At 72.6% G+C, this 18,874-nt stretch carries 19 protein-coding genes; 10 read left to right on the top strand and 9 right to left on the bottom strand.

Features of this window, described 5'->3' with window-relative positions:
• From secF to AB0M56_RS05425, 3 genes are all read left to right on the top strand, one after another.
• The gene (secF, locus tag AB0M56_RS05435) at positions 1-1,254 is read left to right on the top strand and encodes a protein translocase subunit SecF (RefSeq protein ID WP_364171321.1); all 1,254 of its coding nucleotides are present in this window, start codon (positions 1-3) and stop codon (positions 1,252-1,254) included.
• A gap of 5 nt (positions 1,255-1,259) precedes the next feature.
• Positions 1,260-1,778: an adenine phosphoribosyltransferase gene (locus AB0M56_RS05430; protein WP_364171319.1), complete on the top strand. Its 519-nt coding sequence runs from the start codon at positions 1,260-1,262 to the stop codon at positions 1,776-1,778.
• Positions 1,779-1,956: 178 nt separating this feature from the next.
• Positions 1,957-4,320, top strand: coding sequence for a bifunctional (p)ppGpp synthetase/guanosine-3',5'-bis(diphosphate) 3'-pyrophosphohydrolase (locus AB0M56_RS05425; protein ID WP_364171317.1), 2,364 nt, complete (start codon positions 1,957-1,959; stop codon positions 4,318-4,320).
• Here AB0M56_RS05425 and AB0M56_RS05420 read toward each other — a convergent pair.
• Positions 4,296-5,159: an alpha/beta fold hydrolase gene (locus AB0M56_RS05420; RefSeq protein WP_364171316.1), complete on the bottom strand. Its 864-nt coding sequence runs from the start codon at positions 5,157-5,159 to the stop codon at positions 4,296-4,298. The genes AB0M56_RS05425 and AB0M56_RS05420 overlap by 25 nt on opposite strands.
• Positions 5,160-5,232: 73 nt before the next feature.
• Here AB0M56_RS05420 and AB0M56_RS05415 point away from each other — a divergent pair, with 73 nt between their 5' ends.
• Positions 5,233-6,012 (top strand): enoyl-CoA hydratase-related protein, encoded by a 780-nt coding sequence (locus AB0M56_RS05415; RefSeq protein WP_364171314.1) that lies wholly within the window; start codon positions 5,233-5,235, stop codon positions 6,010-6,012.
• A 7-nt stretch (positions 6,013-6,019) separates the two neighbouring features.
• Here AB0M56_RS05415 and AB0M56_RS05410 read toward each other — a convergent pair whose 3' ends face one another.
• Complete coding sequence (locus AB0M56_RS05410) at positions 6,020-6,808, bottom strand: aminotransferase class IV (RefSeq protein ID WP_364171312.1); 789 nt, start codon at positions 6,806-6,808, stop codon at positions 6,020-6,022.
• Positions 6,809-7,696: a peptidylprolyl isomerase gene (locus AB0M56_RS05405; protein ID WP_364171310.1), complete on the bottom strand. Its 888-nt coding sequence runs from the start codon at positions 7,694-7,696 to the stop codon at positions 6,809-6,811.
• A 146-nt stretch (positions 7,697-7,842) separates the two neighbouring features.
• Here AB0M56_RS05405 and AB0M56_RS05400 point away from each other — a divergent pair, with 146 nt between their 5' ends.
• Both AB0M56_RS05400 and AB0M56_RS05395 read left to right on the top strand, forming a co-directional pair.
• Positions 7,843-8,418: an MBL fold metallo-hydrolase gene (locus AB0M56_RS05400; protein WP_364171308.1), complete on the top strand. Its 576-nt coding sequence runs from the start codon at positions 7,843-7,845 to the stop codon at positions 8,416-8,418.
• Positions 8,419-8,423: 5 nt separating this feature from the next.
• The gene (locus AB0M56_RS05395; RefSeq protein ID WP_364171306.1) at positions 8,424-9,080 is read left to right on the top strand and encodes a hypothetical protein; all 657 of its coding nucleotides are present in this window, start codon (positions 8,424-8,426) and stop codon (positions 9,078-9,080) included.
• On the opposite strand, the gene AB0M56_RS05390 is transcribed toward AB0M56_RS05395, so the two are convergent.
• The 3 genes from AB0M56_RS05390 to AB0M56_RS05380 form a co-directional block, all read right to left on the bottom strand.
• Entirely contained in the window at positions 9,052-9,339 is a 288-nt protein-coding gene (locus AB0M56_RS05390; RefSeq protein WP_364171305.1) for a hypothetical protein, read from the bottom strand. The genes AB0M56_RS05395 and AB0M56_RS05390 overlap by 29 nt on opposite strands.
• Positions 9,340-9,440: 101 nt before the next feature.
• A complete protein-coding gene (locus AB0M56_RS05385; RefSeq protein WP_364171303.1) occupies positions 9,441-10,766 on the bottom strand; it encodes a YibE/F family protein in 1,326 nt (441 codons plus the stop codon).
• A 799-nt stretch (positions 10,767-11,565) separates the two neighbouring features.
• On the bottom strand, positions 11,566-12,543 hold the full coding sequence (locus AB0M56_RS05380; RefSeq protein ID WP_364171301.1) for a GlxA family transcriptional regulator: 978 nt from the start codon (positions 12,541-12,543) through the stop codon (positions 11,566-11,568).
• A gap of 98 nt (positions 12,544-12,641) precedes the next feature.
• Here AB0M56_RS05380 and AB0M56_RS05375 point away from each other — a divergent pair, with 98 nt between their 5' ends.
• From AB0M56_RS05375 to AB0M56_RS05360, 4 genes are all read left to right on the top strand, one after another.
• Complete coding sequence (locus AB0M56_RS05375) at positions 12,642-13,343, top strand: DJ-1/PfpI family protein (protein ID WP_364171299.1); 702 nt, start codon at positions 12,642-12,644, stop codon at positions 13,341-13,343.
• Positions 13,344-14,010: 667 nt separating this feature from the next.
• Positions 14,011-15,675, top strand: a complete 1,665-nt coding sequence (locus tag AB0M56_RS05370) for a BTAD domain-containing putative transcriptional regulator (RefSeq protein ID WP_364171297.1) — start codon at positions 14,011-14,013, stop codon at positions 15,673-15,675.
• 102 nt (positions 15,676-15,777) lie between these two features.
• Complete coding sequence (locus AB0M56_RS05365; RefSeq protein ID WP_220241337.1) at positions 15,778-16,131, top strand: STAS domain-containing protein; 354 nt, start codon at positions 15,778-15,780, stop codon at positions 16,129-16,131.
• A 112-nt stretch (positions 16,132-16,243) separates the two neighbouring features.
• Complete coding sequence (locus AB0M56_RS05360) at positions 16,244-16,642, top strand: SPW repeat protein (protein ID WP_354875618.1); 399 nt, start codon at positions 16,244-16,246, stop codon at positions 16,640-16,642.
• On the opposite strand, the gene AB0M56_RS05355 is transcribed toward AB0M56_RS05360, so the two are convergent.
• Genes AB0M56_RS05355 through AB0M56_RS05345 form a run of 3 tightly spaced genes read right to left on the bottom strand, consistent with a single transcriptional unit; the run spans position 16,626 to position 18,858 of the window.
• The gene (locus tag AB0M56_RS05355; RefSeq protein WP_364171294.1) at positions 16,626-17,492 is read right to left on the bottom strand and encodes a hypothetical protein; all 867 of its coding nucleotides are present in this window, start codon (positions 17,490-17,492) and stop codon (positions 16,626-16,628) included. The genes AB0M56_RS05360 and AB0M56_RS05355 overlap by 17 nt on opposite strands.
• Positions 17,402-18,058: a DNA polymerase ligase N-terminal domain-containing protein gene (locus tag AB0M56_RS05350; protein WP_364171292.1), complete on the bottom strand. Its 657-nt coding sequence runs from the start codon at positions 18,056-18,058 to the stop codon at positions 17,402-17,404. The genes AB0M56_RS05355 and AB0M56_RS05350 overlap by 91 nt, the downstream gene beginning before the upstream one ends.
• A gap of 50 nt (positions 18,059-18,108) precedes the next feature.
• Positions 18,109-18,858 carry an SRPBCC domain-containing protein gene (locus tag AB0M56_RS05345; protein ID WP_364171290.1) on the bottom strand — a complete coding sequence of 250 codons (750 nt, stop codon included), beginning with the start codon at positions 18,856-18,858 and terminating at the stop codon, positions 18,109-18,111.
• Positions 18,859-18,874 lie beyond the last annotated feature (16 nt).

Raw genomic sequence — 18,874 nt, 5'->3', positions numbered from 1 at the left:
GTGGGCGTCGAAGACCTGGGCACGGACGCCGAGTCGGGCGCCCGCAAGGCCACCCCGTCCGGCAAGAAGGAAAGCGTCTTCCACCGGCTCTACGTCGGCACGGGCGCGTTCGACATCGTCGGCGCGCGCAAGCGCTGGTACATCTTCTTCGCGGCGCTGGTGCTCGTCTGCATCCTCTCGATGTTCATCCGCAGCTTCAACTTCGGCATCGAGTTCGAGGGCGGCACGCAGATCCAGCTGCCGGCCCGCGGTGCGCACGGCGAGATCACCACGTCGCAGGTGACCGAGTCGTTCACCAAGGCGCTGGGCCAGCAGCCGGCGGAGACGCAGAGCGTCGGCACCGGCAACGCGAAGACGATCCAGATCCGCTCGGAGGCGCTGCCGGTCGACCAGGTCGCAAAGGTGAAGCAGCAGCTGTTCACCGACCTGGCGCCGGAGGGCACCAACGGCCAGCCGAGTGTGCAGGCCATCAGCGACAGCGCGGTGAGCGCGTCGTGGGGCGGCGAGATCTCGCGGCAGGCGCTGATCGCGCTCGCGGTCTTCCTCGTGGCCGTGGTGATCTTCCTGGCGATCTACTTCGACACCCGGATGGCCGCGGCCGCGCTGATCTCGCTGATCCACGACATCGTGGTCACGGCGGGCGTGTACTCGCTCGTCGGCTTCGAGGTCACGCCGGCGACGGTGATCGGCCTGCTCACGATCCTCGGGTTCTCGCTGTACGACACGGTGGTGGTGTTCGACAAGGTCCGCGAGAACACGCGCGGCCTGCTCGGCCTCACCCGCCGCACGTACGCCGAGGCAGCCAACCTGGCGCTGAACCAGACGCTGATGCGGTCGTTCAACACGGCGTTCATCGCGCTGCTGCCGATCCTCGGCCTGCTCATCGTCGGGTACATCCTGCTCGGCTCGGGCACGCTGCAGGACCTGGCGCTCGTGCAGCTCACAGGCACCCTGGTCGGCGTGCTGTCGTCGGTCGCGCTCGCGACGCCGCTGCTGGTCGACCTCAAGATGCGTGAGCCGAAGTACCAGCAGCAGGCACAGCGCGTCGCGGCCCGCCGGGCCAAGGCTGCCGCTCGCGAAGCCGCGGGCGAGGACTTCGACGCGGCGGACGACGACGCCCTGGCCGCCGAGCTCCGCAAGGAGAAGGCGATGGCCGCGGCGGCCGGCGTTCCGGCCCGCACCCCGAAGGCGCGCCCGCAGAACAAGCCGCGCCGCACCGGTGGCGGCGTGTCGTCGGCGAAGCGGAAGCGCTGAGCCGGATGGAGCTGGAGAAGGCCCTCGGCCTGATCGCCGAGGTGCCGGACTTTCCCGAGCCCGGCGTGCTGTTCCGCGACCTGAGCCCGCTCTTCGCGGACGGCCCCGGGTTCGCCACGGTCGTCGACGCCCTGGCCGGCACGCTCAGCCCCGGGGTTGAGCTGCTGGCCGGCGTCGAGGCCCGCGGGTTCCTCCTCGCGGCGGCCGTCGGGTACGCCCGCGGCCTCGGCGTGGTGCTCATCCGCAAGCCCGGCAAGCTGCCGTCGGTGGCCGGCCGGGTCGACTACGCGCTCGAATACGGCACCGCCGGCGTGGAACTGCCGGCCGACGTTGTGCACCCCGGCCGGCGCGTCGGCGTGATCGACGACGTCCTCGCCACCGGTGGCACGGTCGCCGCGACGGCCAAGCTGCTCGAGAACGCCGGCGCCGTGGTCGACGGCGTGTCGGTGGTGCTGGAGCTCGCGGCGCTGGGTGGGCGTGGCGTGCTGGCGGGTCGCCGGGTCGAGGCGCTGCAGGTCGTCTGACCCCGCGTCACCAGCGCGAACGGCCGGGAAGCCGGAGTCCTCGCGCGGCGTTGAAAAGGCTGTGGCTCCGCCGGTACCCGGCGGCGCGCCGCCTGCCGATCGGACGTAGGCGGCGTGGCCACGCGGTCGAACGGCTACCCTGAGGGTTCGAAGGCCGCACGAGCAGCAGGAGGTGCGGGTGAGCCAAGAGCTCGACGCCGCGGTGCCCGCCAAGCCGGTGCCCGCGAAGGATGGCTCCGGTGCGCGTAGCGCGCAGTCGGTGCCGGCGCCGAAGGCGAACGGGGCCGCGCCCAACCCGTCGGCGACCCGCCGGGTGCGGGCCCGTCTGGCCCGCCGGATCACGGCCCAGCGGGCCGCGCCCGTGAAGCAGGTGCTCGAACCGCTCGCCGTCATCCACCGTGAGCTGCACCCCAACGCGGACCTCGCGCTGCTGCAGCGCGCCTACGACGTCGCCGAGGAGCTGCACCGCGAACAGCGGCGCAAGTCCGGCGACCCGTACATCACGCACCCGCTCGCGGTGGCCACGATCCTCGCCGAGCTCGGCATGGACACCACCACGCTCGTCGCGGCGCTGCTGCACGACACCGTGGAGGACACGGGCTTCTCGCTCGACCAGCTGAAGGCCGACTTCGGCGACAAGGTCGGCGAGCTCGTCGACGGCGTCACCAAGCTGGACAAGGTCAAGCTCGGCATGTCGGCCGAGGCCGAGACGATCCGCAAGATGGTCATCGCCATGGCGAAGGACCCGCGGGTGCTGGTCATCAAGCTGGCCGACCGGCTGCACAACATGCGCACCATGCGCTTCCTCCCGCCGGAGAAGCAGGCCCGCAAGGCCCGCGAGACGCTGGAGGTGCTCGCCCCGCTGGCCCACCGCCTCGGCATGGCGACGGTCAAGTGGGAGCTCGAAGACCTCGCGTTCGCGATCCTGCAGCCGAAGAAGTACGACGAGATCGTGCGCCTGGTCGCCGACCGCGCGCCCTCGCGCGACACGTACCTGCGCAAGGTGATCGCCGACCTCACGAGCAACCTCGTGTCGTCGCGGATCACCGCCAAGGTCGAGGGCCGGCCGAAGCACTACTACTCGATCCACCAGAAGATGATCGTGCGCGGGCGCGACCTCGACGACATCCACGACCTGGTGGGCGTGCGGATCCTCGTGGAGGACGTGCGCGACTGCTACGCCGCCATGGGTGTCGTCCACGCGCTGTGGCAGCCGGTGCCCGGGCGGTTCAAGGACTACATCGCCCAGCCGCGCTTCGGCGTGTACCAGTCGCTGCACACCACCGTGATCGGGCCGGACGGCAAGCCGCTCGAGGTGCAGATCCGCACCTACGAGATGCACCGGACCGCCGAGTACGGCATCGCGGCGCACTGGCGGTACAAGGAAACCAAGGGCACCCACAGCGGCAACTCGATGGACGTCGACGAGATCGCGTGGATGCGCCAGCTGCTCGACTGGCAGCGCGAGGCCGCAGACCCGGGTGACTTCCTCGAGTCGCTGCGGTACGAGCTGGCCGCGCGCGAGATCTTCGTGTTCACGCCGAAGGGCGACGTGATCACGCTGCCGGCGGACTCGACGCCGGTCGACTTCGCCTACGCCGTGCACACCGAGGTGGGCCACCGCTGCATCGGCGCCCGCGTGAACGGCCGTCTCGTGGCTCTCGAGCGCAAGCTGGAGAACGGCGAGAACGTCGAGATCTTCACCTCGAAGGCGGAGAACGCCGGCCCGAGCCGCGACTGGCTGCAGTTCGCCGGGTCGCCGAAGGCGCGCGCGAAGATCCGCCAGTGGTTCGCGAAGGAGCGCCGCGACGAGGCGATCGACGCGGGCAAGGAGGCGATCACCAAGGAGATCCGCAAGGTCGGGCTGCCCATCCAGCGGCTCGTCTCGGCGGAGTCCATGGGCTCGGTCGCCAAGGAGCTGCGCCATGGCGACATCTCCTCGCTGTACGCGGCGGTGGGGGAGGGCCACACCAGCGCGAAGCACGTGGTGCAGCGGCTGGTGGCGCTCATCGGCGGCGTCGACGAGGCGGAGGAGGAGCTCGCCGAGCGGGCCACGCCGTCCACCGTCACGCGGCGGCGCGGGTCCAACGACGTCGGCGTGATCGTGAAGGGCGCCAGCGACGTGTGGGCCAAGCTCGCCCGTTGCTGCACCCCGGTGCCGGGCGACGAGATCCTCGGGTTCGTCACGCGCGGCGGTGGCGTGAGCGTGCACCGCACCGACTGCACCAACGCCGACGACCTGCGTACCCAGCCCGAGCGGCTGGTCGAGGTGGAGTGGGCGCCGTCGTCCTCGTCGGTGTTCCTGGTCGCCATCCAGGTCGAGGCGCTCGACCGGCACCGGCTGCTGTCGGACGTGACCAAGGTGCTGGCCGACGAGAAGGTCAACATCCTCTCGGCGTCGGTCACGACCTCGCGCGACCGCGTGGCCGTGAGCCGGTTCTCGTTCGAGATGGGCGACCCGAAGCACCTCGGCCATGTGCTGAAGGTGGTCCGGGGTGTCGAGGGCGTGTACGACGTCTACCGGGTCACATCGGCTTCCTGATCCTCGAACCACGAGCGGAGCGCCTCGGTCATTTCGGCGGGGCGCTCCATCGGGGGCAGGTGGCCGGTGTCGGCCAGGTCGAGCCGGGTTGCGCCGGGGATTTCCCGCTCGAACTTGTCGGCCAGCTCCAGCAGGCCTGAGCCGTCTTCCCGGCCGATGACCACCAGCGTGGGTGCGGTGATCTCGCCGAGGCGGTGCCGGGTGTCGGGAACGTCCTCCGTCCACTTCGGATCGGTCCACTCGCGGCGGTAGACGCCCTCGCACATTTCGAGGGTCCGGGCGTAGAAGCCTTGGTCGACGTCTGATCGTGTCCGATGTGGACCGACGACGAGGTAGCGGACGTTGGCCTCGGCGATGGCACGGACGTCCGCCTCGTCGATGCGTTCGGCGGTGTGGTCCAGGTAGCGCTTGAGCTTCTCCAGCGGCACCGCGGCGAGCATGGCTTCGCGGCTGTCCGACGCCATCGGCTCGGGCCACTCGTGCCCGGACAACCCGGCGCCGATGAGCGCGACACGAGTGACGCGTTCGGGCGCAGCCAGCGCGGCGTCGAGCGCGTACGCGCCGCCCATCGACGAGCCGGCGAGCGCGGCCTGGTCGATGCCGAGCGCGGACATGAGCGCGAGCAGGTCGCGGTGGTGGGAGACGGTGCCTTCGGCCGCCTGCGAGTCGCCGTGGCCGCGGCGGTCGTAGCGGATCACGCGGTGGTGGTCGGCCAAGGCCGCGAACTGGTGGTCCCACATGCGCCGGTCGGCGAGCCCGGCGTGCAGGAGCACTACGGGCGGGCCCTCTCCGGCCTCGTCGTAGCCGAACCGCACGCCGTCGACCTCGATCATCCCCATGGGCGCCACGCTAGCGCGGGGAGCTGGTCACAGGCGCGGGTTTCGCGCAGGGCGATCCCGCTAGGGTGCTGGCATGACCGACGGATTCGAGTTCACGCGCGACGGCGAAGTCGCGCGGCTGACGTTCGCCCGGCCGGAGAAGATGAACGCCATCACCTACGGCATGTGGTCGGCGATCCCGGACGTCGTGGCTGAGGTCGAGGCCGACCCGGCGCTCAAGGTCCTCGTGCTCACGGGCGCGGGCAAGCACTTCTCGGCCGGTGCCGACATCAGCGAGTTCCGCGACCTGCGTTCCACCGCCGACGGCGCAGCCACCTACGACAAGGCCGTCGACGGCGCCGTGGCCGCCCTGACTTCGATGCGCAAACCGTCCGTCGCCATGATCCAGGGCAACTGCATCGGCGGCGGCTGCCAGCTGTCCGTGGCGTGCGACTTCCGCTTCGCCTCGGAAGACGCGCGCTTCGGCATCACACCCGCCAAGTTGGGCATCGTCTTCCACTTCGACTCGACGCGCCTGCTGGTTTCCCTCGTCGGCCCCGCGAACGCCAGGTACCTCCTGCTGTCCGGCGAGCTCATCGACGCCGTGCGCGCCCGCGAGATCGGCCTCGTCAACGATCTCCACGCCGCCGAAGGCCTCGCCGCGGCCACCGCGGCCTTCGTGGACACCCTCTGCTCCCGCTCGCAGGCCTCGATCCGTGGCATGAACCGCATTATCGAGAAGATCGTCGCGGGCCGGCAGACGCCCGATGACGAGGTGGACGCCATCCGCCTCGCCGCACTGCACGGCGAGGACTACGCGGAGGGCGTCGACGCGTTCCTGAACCGCAGGCCGCCGAAGTTCACGCACCGCTGAAGCGCGCTCAGATCTCGTCCCAGGGCACGCTTTCGTACGCCTCGGCGAGCAGCTGCGCGGCCGCGGGATCGTTGCGCAGCGCCACCCCGTCGACGGACGCGACGGGCCGGCCGACGGTCTCGGAGTTGGTGAGGAACACGGCGTCGAAGCCGGGCAGCTCGCGGGGGTGGACCGGGCGGGTCACCTGCGCGACCGCTCCCTGCTGCTGCAGCCGTTCCTTCAGCAGCAAGGAGGTGATGCCCGGCAGCACCGCGGCTTCCGGCCACACCACGGTGTCGCCCTCGAGGAACCCGAGGTTCCAAATGGACGCTTCGCTGAGATGTCCACTGTGGTCGACGAACACCGCGTCGTCGTAGCCCGCGAGCACGGCCTGGCGCGAGTGGTGGATCAGGCCGAACGTGCCGGTGTGCTTCACCTCGGGCAGATCGCGCTGGTACCGTACCGACTTCAGCCGGATCGGGTCGGCGACGTGCTCGTGCGGGGGACCGGTGCGGACGAGGATTTCGGGCGTCATCACGGCGTCGTCGGTGCTGGATTGAGAAGAGATGAGCACGCGCACGGACAGCGCGCCTTGCCCGGCAACGAGCTTGCGGACGTAGCCGCGGACCAGGGAGACGTCGAGTTCGCTGCCGAACAGCAGCCGGGTGCTCGTGACCAGCCGCGTGAGGTGCAGCTCGAGGCCGCGGACCCGGCCGTCGCGAACCTGCATCGCGGTGAAGTGGCCGTAGCCGCCCAGAACGCGAGCGAGCTGAACGGCGCCGGGTTCAGCGCCGTTCAGCTCGAACGGGAAAGACACTCAGGCCGCGACGTTGACGGCCGTGAACTTGACCTGCTGCTTCGGTTCACCGGTCGCGCCGTCCTGGCCGACGGTGCCGATGCCCGTCTTGGCGATCGCGTCGAGGACCTTGAGGCCGTCGTCGGAGATGCTGCCGAAGATGGTGTAGTTCGGCGGCAGCTCGGCGGTGCCGTAGACCATGAAGAACTGGCTGCCGCCCGAGTTGGGCTGGCCCGTGTTGGCCATGGCGAGGATGCCGCGGCCGTACTTCTCGCCGTCGATGAACTCGTCCGGGATGGTGAAGCCGGGGCCGCCGGTGCCGTCGGCGTCCACGTCGCCCTTCGCGTTCGGGTCACCGCACTGCAGCATCTGCAGGTCGGTGACGCCGAGGCGGTGGCAGATCGTGTCGGTGTAGAAGCCTTGCTTCGCCAGGCTCACGAAGGCTTCGACGGTGCACGGCGCCAGCGCGCGGTCGAGCGTGATCGGGATATCGCCGACGGTGGTCTTCATCGTGATGTCGACCTTGCCCTGCGAGGACACGTTCTTGCCGTCCGGCGCCGTGGTCTTCTTCGGCGGCGGCGCGCTCTTCGTGTCGGCCGGGTACGCGCACGTGGTCGGGTTCGGCAGGGCCTTCGGCCGCGTCGGCAGCGCGGTGCGCTGCGTCGGGATCTGGCCGACGGTCGGCACCGGCGGGGCGGAGCTCGACGGCGGCGGGGTGGCGGCCGCGGTGGCGTCGTCGCCACCGCCGCTGTTCACCACCCACACGACTACGCCGGCCACGATGAGGACGACACCGCCGACCACTCCAGCGCCCACGATCTTGCGTCGCTTGGCCCGGTCCCGCCGGCGCTCGATCTGCCGCTCGAGTTTCCGCTTAGCGGCTTCACGGCGCTGCTGGTTGGTCGCCACCCGCCCTCCAGTTCAGGCTCGATGTCACACGTCTGAGGTAGCGGCAGTGTATGGGCACAGCCTGTGAGGACTCTGTACAGGGGCCGCTAGTCTCGATCCGATCGTGATCGGCGCCGCTTCGCCAACGCCGGGACAGGAGGGGTTTGGTGCTCGTCGTCGGGTTCGCCGCGGGGCCGCTGCGCGCGAACTGCTACCTGCTCGCCCCTGCGCCCGGCGGCGAGTGCGTGGTGGTGGACCCCGGGCAGGACGCCGCGGAACCGCTCGCGGCCGCGCTGGCCGAGCACGGGCTCACGCCGGTCGCGCTGCTCGCCACCCACGGTCACCCCGACCACGTCGCCGGCGCCGCCGGCCACGACCTCCCGCTGCACCTGCACCCCGCCGACCGCGAGTGGTTCGACCGACCGTCGGTGCCGCTGGCCGAAGGCCCGCACAAAGTGGCGGGTCTGGCGCTCGAGGTCGTGGCCGTGCCCGGCCACACGCCGGGGTCGGTGGCTTTCGCCGTGAGGGCGAGCGAAGGTGGCAGGCTGGTGCTCACGGGGGACACGCTGTTCGCCGGGTCGATCGGGCGCTCCGACGGCTCCGGCGCCGAACTGGAGAGATCGTTGCGCACGAAGCTGCTGACCCTGCCCGACGACACCGTGGTGCTGCCGGGCCACGGGCCCGCCACGACCATCGGGCGCGAGCGCGCGACCAATCCCGCGCTCACGGCGGCGGAGGCGTGACGGGCATGACCGAGCAGGACGGCGTCAAGGGCGCACCGGAACGGCTGCCGCTGTTCGCCGAGGACGCGAAGCTCACCCGCCGGCGCGCGTGGTCCGGCTTCGTCGGCGCGGTGATCGTGGCCGCGGCGTTCGGTGGCATCGCCGGGCTGATCGGCGGGCAGCCGGCAGGGCTGATCGTCGCGGTGGTCGTGGCGCTTCCCTTGCTGTACATCGTGCTCTACACGCTGCGCCGCCGGATCTGGCTCGAAGGCACGACGCTGGTCGTGCGCACTTGGGGCATCCGGCGCATCGGGCTCGTCGAGGCGGAGCGGCTCGACATCGTGATCGGCGACGTGCGCGGCACCCGCACCGTGAGCCTGCTCGTGAACGCGGGCAAGCGGCGCAAGACCGTGAAGGTCGACCTCGCCGTGTTCGCCGGCACCGGAGGGCGTGAGCTGGGTGCGTTGCAGTTGCGCCGCGTCGCCGACGCACTGCTGAACAACACCGAGGCCAACGGGCTGGTGTTCTCCGAGCTGCTGGTCGCCGAGCTGCGGTCAGAGGCACGCGGCGACGCCGTGGCCGAGCGGCCGTTGTACCGGCTCGCGTCGGCGGCCCCGGCCGGGCGCTACATCCAGCGGTTCCCGATGGAGGCCGTCAGCCGCTTCGTCGCGACGCTGGAGTGACTGCTGGAGGGACGCTGCCCTTCAACGCTTCCTCCATGCCGTCGACGCGGGCGCGGATCTGCTCCACCTGGTCGGCCAGGTCGGGCAGCTCCTCGGCGACGTAGGCGAGCAGGCGCTCGAGGTGGCGCAGTGTCGCCCGCACGTCGTCGAGCGCGCTCGCGATCCGCGGGACGGCCTCGGCCGCCTCCAGCAGCGCCGCGAACAACCGCCGGACCAGGTGCACGGTGACCCGCGGTCCCGCCAGTACGGCTGAGAACACGACCCCTCCTCGGGTACGGATGTACTCGCCTCGGTCGCGGACTTCGTACCGCAGCCACCGGGTCCGCTTCCGGCCGGGGTTCGCTCGTGTTACTGGTGTGACTACGGCGTATTCGTGGTGCTCACGAGGTGGACGACGGGCTCGCGCGCCGCGATCAGCGCCGCCAGGATCGTCGTCACCGGGACCGCCGCGACGATGCCCACGGACCCCGCGAGCGTGCGGATGATCTCCGACGCGATGTCCTCGCTGCCGAGCAGCGCGCCGAGCCCGACGCCGGAGATCGACGAGTACAGCAGCACCGGCAGCGCGGCGCCGGCGTAGGCCATCACGAGGGTGTTCACGGCCGAGCCGACGTGGTCCCGTCCGATGCGCAGGCCCGAGCGGTAGAGCTCCCGCCAGCCCAGCGACGGGTTCGCGCGCCGCAGCTCCCAGACGGCGCTGGTCTGCGTCACCGTCACGTCGTCGAGCACACCGAGCGCGCCGATCACGATGCCGGCGAGCAGCAGGCCGCGCGCGTCGATGCCGTGGCCGAGAGAGCCGATGAGCGTGGACGTGCTGTCGTCGAGGCCGGTGAGCGAGGCGCCGACGGAGAAGATCGCCGAGAGGACACCGATCAGTGCGAGGCTGGCCAGCGTGCCGAGCACCGCGACCGACGTTCTCGCCGACAGCCCGTGGGTCAGATACAGCGCCACGAACATGATCGCGCCGGCGCCCGCGATCGCGACCACCAGCGGGTTCTCGCCGGCGAGGATCGAGGGGAGCACGAACAGCACGATCACCACGAAGCTCAGCACCAGCGCGACGAGCGCCGCGAGCCCCTGCCAGCGGCCGAGCACGAGCACGGCGAGGGCGAACAGCGCGGCCAGCAGCACGAGCGGCGTGCCCCGCTGGAAGTCGACGAGCTGGAACGACGCCGGGTCGGTTGCGTTGCCGCCGTTGTAGGCGAGGACCACCTTGTCGCCGGTGGAGAAACGCGGCGTGCTCGGCTCGATCGGAACGATGAGGCGCAGCGGTTTCCCGTTGCCCGGGCCGTCGGTCATCGTCAGGTCGACGGTCAGGCACGGCTTCTGGTCGGGGTCGGTATCGGCGCCGACCTGCACCTGGCCGTTCGCGAGACACGGCCCCGTGGCGGTTGCCGTGATCGACGCCTGCACCGGCGTGCCCTGCGGCACCACACTCGTCGGCGACGCTTTGCCCCACGGGTACAGCACGACCATGCCGACGACCGTCGCGAGGGCGAGCGGGACGAGCAACCAGATGAGGAGCTTGCGGACGCGGGTGGAGGCGGGGGCGGCGGGGCCGTGGCCGTGGCCGTGGCCGTGCCCATGACCGTGGCCGTGTGCTTGCGCGGTGAGGGCGGCGCGGAGGCCCTTGCGGGGGGTGGGTTCGGGAGCGTCGGTGGGTTCCGGCGCTTCGTCCGGGCTCACGGCGGTGCGGGGGCGGCGGCCGGAGGGGGGAGGAGTGTCGCCGGAGCGGGAAGACGCTGGGGGAGACGTTTCGCCGGTGCGACGGCCGGCGGTCGGCCAGGCGCCGTCTACGTCCGGTGCCGAGGGTTCGCTTGTGGTGCGCGAGGTTTCGCCGTCGCGGCGTGCCGGCCCCTGGGCGCGGCGGGAGGTCGGGAGCGGGGATTCGCCGGTCTGGCGACCTTGTCCCTCGGTCCGGTGTGAGGGCGGCAGCGGAGTTTCGCCCGTGCGCCGCGCTGTTTGGCCGGCACGGCGGCCGGTCGGCGGCGGAGTTTCGCCGCGGCGGCGTGGGGGGAGCGGGGTTTCGCCCGTGTGGCGGCCGGCGGGTGCCGGGGTTCCGTCGGCGTGGCGCGACGGCAGCGGAGCCTGCCCGGTTCGGCCGGCCCGCGGGGTTTCGGCGGTGCGGCCACTCGCCGGGGGTGGTGTGTCTCCGTTGCGGCGGCCGGCCGGCGGGGGAGTGTCGCCGGAGCGGCGTGGTGGCAGCGCGGTTTCGCCTGCGCGGCGGCCGGCGGGGTTGTCACCGGAACGGGGCGCGGCTCGGCGCACGGGCTCTTCGGCTCCGGGCCAGGCCGGCTCGTCGCCCGCGTGGGATCGGCGGGGCCGGGCCGGGGGCGCGGAGGAGTCGCCGGCGACGCGGCGGATGGGACCGGTGTCGTCGGCGTCGTCGGGGTAGTCGGGCGGTGCCACGGCGCACATCCTGCACTCCGGCCGTGGCCGTCACCCGTACCGGGTGGGGACGACCCGGTCGTATCCGGCGTTTCGCTCAGCCCAGCGCCTGGCGCAGGTGCACGCGGCGGTAGGCGGACGGCGGGGTGTCGAAGTGGTCGAGGAAGGCCTGGCGCAACGTCTCGGTGGAGCCGAAGCCGCAGCGGCGGGCGATGGCGGCCAGGGGCAGGTCGGTGCCCGCGAGCAGGCGGGCGGCGTGCTCGGCGCGGACGGTGCGCACGTACTTGCCGGGTGTGGTGCCGAGGTGTGCGTCGAACAGGCGGGTGAGCTGACGGGTGCTGATGCCCGCCTGCCGGGCCAGCACCGGCGTGCCGAGGTCTTCGCCCAGGTGTTCGGCGACGAACGCGGTGAGGTCGCGCACCTGGCGGTGCTCGGGCGGCGAGCCGGACAGGAACATGCTCACCTGCGCCTGGTTGCCGGGCCGCTGCAGGTAGGTCACGAGGGCGCGGGCGGCTTCGCGGGCGAGCGTTGGGCCGTGGTCCTCCTCGACGAACGCCAAGGCGAGGTCCAGCCCGCTGGTGACGCCGGCGGAGGTGTAGACGTCGCCGTGACGGATGAACAGGGGCACCGGATCCACGGTCACCGACGGGTACTTCGCGGCGAGCTGCGCCGCGTACGCCCAGTGCGTGGTCGCGCGGCGGCCACTCAGCAGGCCGGCCGCCGCGAGCACGGTGGAGCCCGTGCAGACCGACGCCGTGCGCGTGCTGTCGTGGGAGAGTCGGCGGACGTGTTCGAGGAGGCGCTCATCGCCCGCCGCCGTGCGGTGGCCGAGGCCGCCGGAGACGACGATCGTGTGCAGCGGCCCCGAAACCTGGTCGAGCCGCACGTGGGGCGTCAGCGTGATGCCGGACTGGCAGCGGAACGGGTATCCGTCCACAGTGGCCAGACGCAGGGCGTAGCCCGGGCGCGCGCCGAGCCGGTTGGCGGCGTCGAGCGCGTCGGAGACGCACGCGATGTCCAGCAGTTCGGCGTCGGGATACCCGACGATCACGACCTGCCGTTCTGGCCCCGGCATGATCGAACGTTAGCAGGTCAGCAGGCCGATCGACATGGTTCGCAGGATTACGGACATCGCCCTCCCGTCCGCGCGCCCGCGGGGGCACGGTGGGACGCATGACCGAGAAGACGTTCGCCTTTGTCCTCTACCCCGGCCTCACGGTGCTCGACCTCGTGGGCCCGCTCCAGGTGCTGAGCGCGTTCGCCATGGCGGATCAGGACTTCCGCGTGGTGGTCGTGGGCGAGACCCTCGACCCGATCGGCACCGACACGCCCCTGCGGATCGCGCCCAGCCACACCTTCGCCGACGTCCGCGAGCCCTACGGCGTCCTCGTCCCGGGCGGCTCCGAGCCGACCCTGGAGGCGCTCGCGAACCGGCCGCTGATCGACTACCTGGCCACGACCGCGCGCACGGCAGAGCTGATGACGTCCGTCTGCACCGGCGCCCTGCTCCTCGGCGAGGCCGGCCTCCTCGACGGCCGCGAGGCCACCACCCACTGGATGTTCCGCGACCTGCTGCGCGCCTTCGGCGCCACCCCGGTCGCCCGGCGCTGGGTCGACGCCGGTCCCGTGATCACTGCCGCGGGCGTTTCGGCGGGCATCGACCTGGCCCTGCACCTCGTCGACCGGCTCGCCGGCCCCGACGTCGCCCGCACCGTCCAGTTCGGCATCGAATACGACCCGGAGCCGCCGCTGGGCCCGCTCGATTGGGCGAGCGCCCCGCATGGTGCTCTGAAGCCGTTGCTGGAACACGCCCTGGGCGACCATGTCCTGGCCGACCGTCCGGATTTGAAGGCGAAGCTGCTCGCACGCGCCTGAGCCGGGACACTGGTGCGAACGGACCGGTCACGCTGGGTCCACCGCTCGTGTGGGTGGCGTTCCGGTGCACGGCGGGATTGTTCGCGCCGGGCGGCGCATGGTCTGGTGGGCGCTGCGTTGCGCTCGGCGACCGGTGCGGTGCTGAGCGATGGTCGAGCGCCCTGCAGCTCTTGCTGGAGCACGCCTTGGGCGGCGACGTCCTGGCCGACCGGCCGGATTCGAGGGCGAACCTGCTCGCTCAGGCTAGAGCCGGGAGGCCGGCGCGAACGGACCGCTGCGTCGCACTGTGTTGGCGGGTGGGTGCTCGCTCTGACGGCGTCGGCTCGCTCCGGCGGTGCCGGGCGCGCGAGGAGTGGACGCGGCGGGACTGTTCGCGCCGAGCCGCGCATGGCGGGTGGGCGGCTGCGTGACGTTCGGTGAACGGGACCGCTCGCCGAGCGAGGGTCGAGTGCGGCGGGACTGTTCGCGTCCAGTTGTTCAGGCCGAGCGCGCCGCACGGGCCGCCTGCCCGGCGGGGTGCAGACGGGGGCCGGGGTGAAGGGACCGTGCACCCTTCCAACGGGGTGAGCCATCCGGGTGAGGGCCGCCCGAACGGCCGGGAGCGGAGGGTGTCACAGGTACTTTCGGGTCGCTCGATCAGGTGACGTGCGGCCGTGGGGAGCTTGCGGTGCGGTTCCAGGTCCTCGGTCCGCTGGCGGCGACCGTCGCGTTGCCGTCGGCGGCGCAGCCGCGGCGGTTGCTCGCGTTGTTGCTCGCGCGGCCCAACGAGGTCGTCGGGCGGGCGACGATCGTCGACGAGCTGTGGCCCGACGGGGCGCCGCCGAGTGCGGCGGCGATCGTGCAGGTGACGGTGTCGAAGCTGCGCAAGGCGGTGTCGCCCGGGTTGGCCGCGGACGACCCGGACCAGCGGCTCAAGTCGGGGCCGCGGGGGTACGCCCTCAGCGTGGCCGAAGGCGAGCTCGACGCGGCGGAGTTCGTCGCGCTCGCGTCGGCAGGGTTGGCGGCGGAGGACACCCGGGCGAAGCAAGAGCTGCTGACCCGCGCCCTTGCGTGCTGGCGGGGCGGGGCGTTCTGCGACGTCGCGACGGGACCGCTCGTCGAGGCGCACGAGGTGTGGCTGGAGGACCGTCGGCGGACGGTCCTGCTGCAGCTGGTGGAGCTGCAGCTCGCCGAGGGCGACGGCCAAGCCGTGGTGCACCGGCTCGCCCCCGTCGTGGCCGCGAGGCCCGCCGACGAACGGCTCGCCGGCCGCCTCGCCGGGGCGCTGGAGGGGCTGGGCCGTCGCGATGCCGCGCTCGACGTGTTGCGCCGCACGCGCCGCGCGCTGTGGGACGAGGCCGGCGTGGCGCCCGGCCCGGAGCTCGACGCGCTGTACCGCCGCATCGCCGGCGCCGAGTGGACGGCCGGAGGCCCGCCCGCGCAGCTGCCCGCGCCCGTGCCCGACTTCACGGGCCGCGCAACGGAACTGGCCGCCGTCGCGCGGCACCTGCGCGCGCCCGCGCCGGTCGTGGTCCACGGCGCCGCCGGGGCGGGCAAGAGCGCGCTCGCGGTGCAGGCCGCGTGGCGGGTGCGGCGCCGCTTCCCCGACGGGCAGCTCGTGGCCGACCTCGCCACCACCGAACCCCGCGACGTCCTCATCGCCTTCCTGCGCGCCCTCGGCGCCGCCACGGCCGAGCTCACCGACGAGCTCACGGCGCTGGTCGCCGCTTGGCGCAGCCACACCGTCGACCGGCGGCTGCTGGTCCTGCTCGAAAACGCGCGCGCCGAAGCCCAGATCCGCCCCCTGCTGCCAAGCGGCTCCGGCTGCGGCGTCCTCGTGACGGCGCGGCAGCCGTTGCCAGGATTGGCGGCAGCCAGGCCGGTTCCCGTCGGTAATCTGTCCACTGTGGACGCGAAGGTGCTCCTCGCCGCCATTGCCGGCGAAGCCCGGATCGCGGCCGATCCCGCCGCCGCCGACGAAGTGGTCGCCCGCTGCGCCGGGCTTCCCCTCGCCCTGCGCATCGCCGGGCTGCGGCTCGCCACCCGGCCCCACCTCCGGATCACGGACCTGGCCGCCCGCCTCGGCGACGACCGCCGCGCCCTCGACGAGCTCGCCGCCGGCGACGTCAGCGTCCGCGCGGCGATCCTCCCGGCACTGCGCGACGGCCCCGCGGAAGACCGCGATTTCCTGCGCCTGCTGGGTTGTTCCGCCGTCCCGTGCCCGACTGGTGCGCCGCCGTGCTGCTCGCCGTCCGCCCCGCCGAAGCCCGCGACCGCCTCGAAGCCCTCGCCGACATCCACCTCCTGGCCGCCGACGACCACAGTCTCCGGCCCGGCCCAGCTGCACCGATGACCGTTCCGCGCGGTTTCGGTCACTCTGGGCGACGGGTGAGGTCCCCCACCTGCGCGCCGCGCGGGGGTTGACCGGGCCGGAGGAGCGCGTACCGTCAGCCCAATGCCCCAGCGCCGAGGGGATTCCGGTCTCACCCTCCTGACCACCGTCCGCGACGACGACCTCGTGCTCGTCACCGCCGCGGGCGAGATCGACGCCGCCTCGGTCGGCGACTTCCGGACGGTGCTGGCCGCGGCGTGCGTAGTGGGGGACAAGCTCGTGGTCGACCTCTCGCGCGTCGGGTTTCTCAGCTGCGCCGGCCTGCGCGTGCTGGAGGAGACGAGCCGCACGCGCCCCGCGTTGTCCGTGGTCGCGACCGGACGCCTCGTGCTGCGGGTCTTCGACGTCACGGGCGCCGCCCAGGCCCTCGACGTGCGGCCGCGGCTCGTGGACGCCTGCGCGGCCGCCCGCGCCTGACCGGCCGCCGAACGGGTGGAGATCACCCGGGCCCCGTGCGAGCCGCGCTGATCGTGGGTACTCCACCCGTAAACTCGATCAAGGGAACCCGACTACGGCGAGGTGATCCGGGATGTCCACCACGACCGAACGCACCGGCGCGAACGGTGCCGTCGGCGCACTGGTCGGCGGCGCCGCGGGGCTGGCCGTGCTGGCCGGTCTGTACTTGATCATCGGCCCGTGGCTGGCGCGGTTCGGCGGCGCGGCCGAGCTCGCGATCAGCAACACGGTGGCCGGTCTGGCGATCATCGTGCTCGCCGCCGTGCGAGCGCGCACCACGCGCCCGCAGGCCCTCACGTGGGTCCTGCCGGTGCTCGGCGTCTGGGCCGCGGTGTCGCCGCTGGTCCTGCGCTACGGCGACGAAACCGCGCCGTCGGCGGGCGCGTTGACGGGCAACATCGTCGCCGGTGCCGTCGTGCTGCTGGCCGGTATCGCGCTGTGCCTGCGCCGCCCGGCTACCCGGGCTCGCTGAGCAGCCCGCGCCAGCGCGGCGCGGACTTCGGCCCGTGCACGACCTCCGCGGCGAGCACGGGCCGCACCCAGCGCGCATCGGGGTGGTCCGGCACGTCGGCCAACGGCGGCCGCGGTTGTTCCAGCTCCGCGAGCGTTGCGGCGAGCGAGCCGAGTTCCTCCTGGGAGAATCCGACTCCGACGCTGCCCGCGTAGCGCAGGCTCGCGCCATCGGGCACGGCCAGCAGCAGCGAGCCGAACGTCCCGGCTCGCCGGCCGCCACCGGGGCGCCAGCCGGCGATGAGTACCCGGCGCACGTCCGGGGCCTCCACGAACAGCCAGTCCGTGTTCGCCCGGCCCGGCCGGTACGGGCTGCTCCGGCGCTTCGCGAGAAGGCCGGGCAGGCCGTGGTCGCGGCTCGCCCGCGCGACGGCGCCGCCGTCGCCGAGGTGGGTCGGCGGCACCTGCCAGTGGTCGCCGGCGAGGCCCAGCTCGTCGAGCAGCGCGCGGCGTTCGACATACGGCAGGTCGAGCCGCGAGTGGCCGTCGAGGTGCAGTACGTCGGACACGAAGAAGAACGCGGGGTGCCGGTCTACCAGCCGGCGCGCCGTTTCGCGGTCCGCTTCCGCGCGGCGGCGCAGCCCTTCCGGATCCGGCCTACCCGCCGCGAACACCACGACCTGCCCGTCCAGCAACGCTTCCGTAGAACCGAGCTGCGCGGCGAGACCACGCAGCTCCGGGTAGCGCGCGGTCACGTCGGCGCCGGTCTCGTCGACGGCCGTCACGCGCGCGCCGCCCGCGCGCACGAGCGTGCGACGGCCCGGCCACGCGAACTCGTAGGCCCATTCGCGGTCCTCGGCGGTGGAGGGCATGCGTCCTGGCCGGGCGGGCATCGGCGCGAGGAACCGCGGGGTGTCCTCGTGGCCGGGCTCGGCGGGTCGAGGCGGCGCAGCCGCCAGCCGTCTGCCCCATCCGCCCCGGTACTGCCGCGGTCCAGCTCGTAGCGGCCCCGCAGGCGTTCGCCGTGGAGTACGAACTCGATGCGGTGCTCGTGCCAGTGCACGGTTTCGTAGCGGCCCCGGTCCCACACCTCGACCGTCCCGGCGCCGTACTCGCCGGCCGGGATCTCGCCTTCGAAGTCCGCGTAGGCCACGGGCTGGTCGTCGATGCGGATGGCGAGCCGGCCGCGGCCGGGGGAGCGGGGCAGGCCGCGCGGGACAGTCCACGACGTGAGCACCCCACCGCGTTCGAGGCGGAAATCCCAGTGCAGCTGCGAAGCGCGGTGCTCCTGGACGACGAACGCACCACCGTTTTCGATGAGGTGCTGGTCAAAGGCGTGCTGGTCGACAGGGTGGTTCTCGACGGGATGCTCGGGTGCCGGTTCGGGAGCCTGGCCGAGTGCGCGTCGGCGCCGGCGTTCGGCGAGTTCGTCCGCCATCGCAGGCGTGGCACCCCCGTCCCTTCGGGTGCGCCCACCTTAGCGCCCGCTCAGCCCAGCACGCGCTCCAGCCACGCCTGCCAGGCCTTGCCTTCCTGCTCGACGTCGGCGTCGCCGGCGAACAGGTGGTGCCCGATCGCGATCGGCATCCCCATCCCGGAGCGCTCGTGGAAACGGTAGAGCGCGTCCGGAGTCCGGATGCCCGCGTAGTGCGGGGTCGTGTAGTCGAGGATCCCGTCGACAGGCCCTGCGCCGTCGACCGCGAACCGCACCGGCTGTCCGACCTCGGCCGCGTCCGGCAGCCCCAGTGCTCGCACCAGCTTCGGCCAGGCTTCCGGCGACGCCGACGACTCCGGGCCGCCGGCGATCACGAACCGCGCGCGGCGGCCGGGGAAGTGCTGCAGGAGCTGGCCGAGCGTGTGCAGGTACATGTCCCAGCCGCGGCTGAAGCCCTCGTGGTACTCCTCGCCCCAGTCCTGCGCGGTGAAGCCGTGGTGGATGAAGCGCAGCACCGACGTGCCGCCCTCGGCCGCCTCCACGAGGAACTCGAAGGCGTCGAAACTGCCGTCGGGCGCCGGCGTGGCGTGGTAGGCGAAGCGCCGCGGCGGCTCCCACGTGGTGATCTCGGCTTCGCTGGTGAACTCGCCCATGGCGAAGCGGACGCGCCGCGCCTGGGCGTCGACCTCGTGCTTGCCCATGAACCACGAGTCGATGCCCGGTCCCGTGGCCACGGCGTCCCACACGGCCTCCGGGGGCGCGGGCAGACGGACCTGCTTGGTTACGTCGAACTCGTGGGTCATGACCGGTTCCTCCTCA

Origin of the sequence: Amycolatopsis sp. NPDC051372, assembly GCF_040682095.1 — a bacterium.
GTDB lineage: Bacteria > Actinomycetota > Actinomycetes > Mycobacteriales > Pseudonocardiaceae > Amycolatopsis.
Note: the sequence above shows the minus strand (reverse complement) of the source record. Positions and strands in the feature narration are given on the sequence as shown.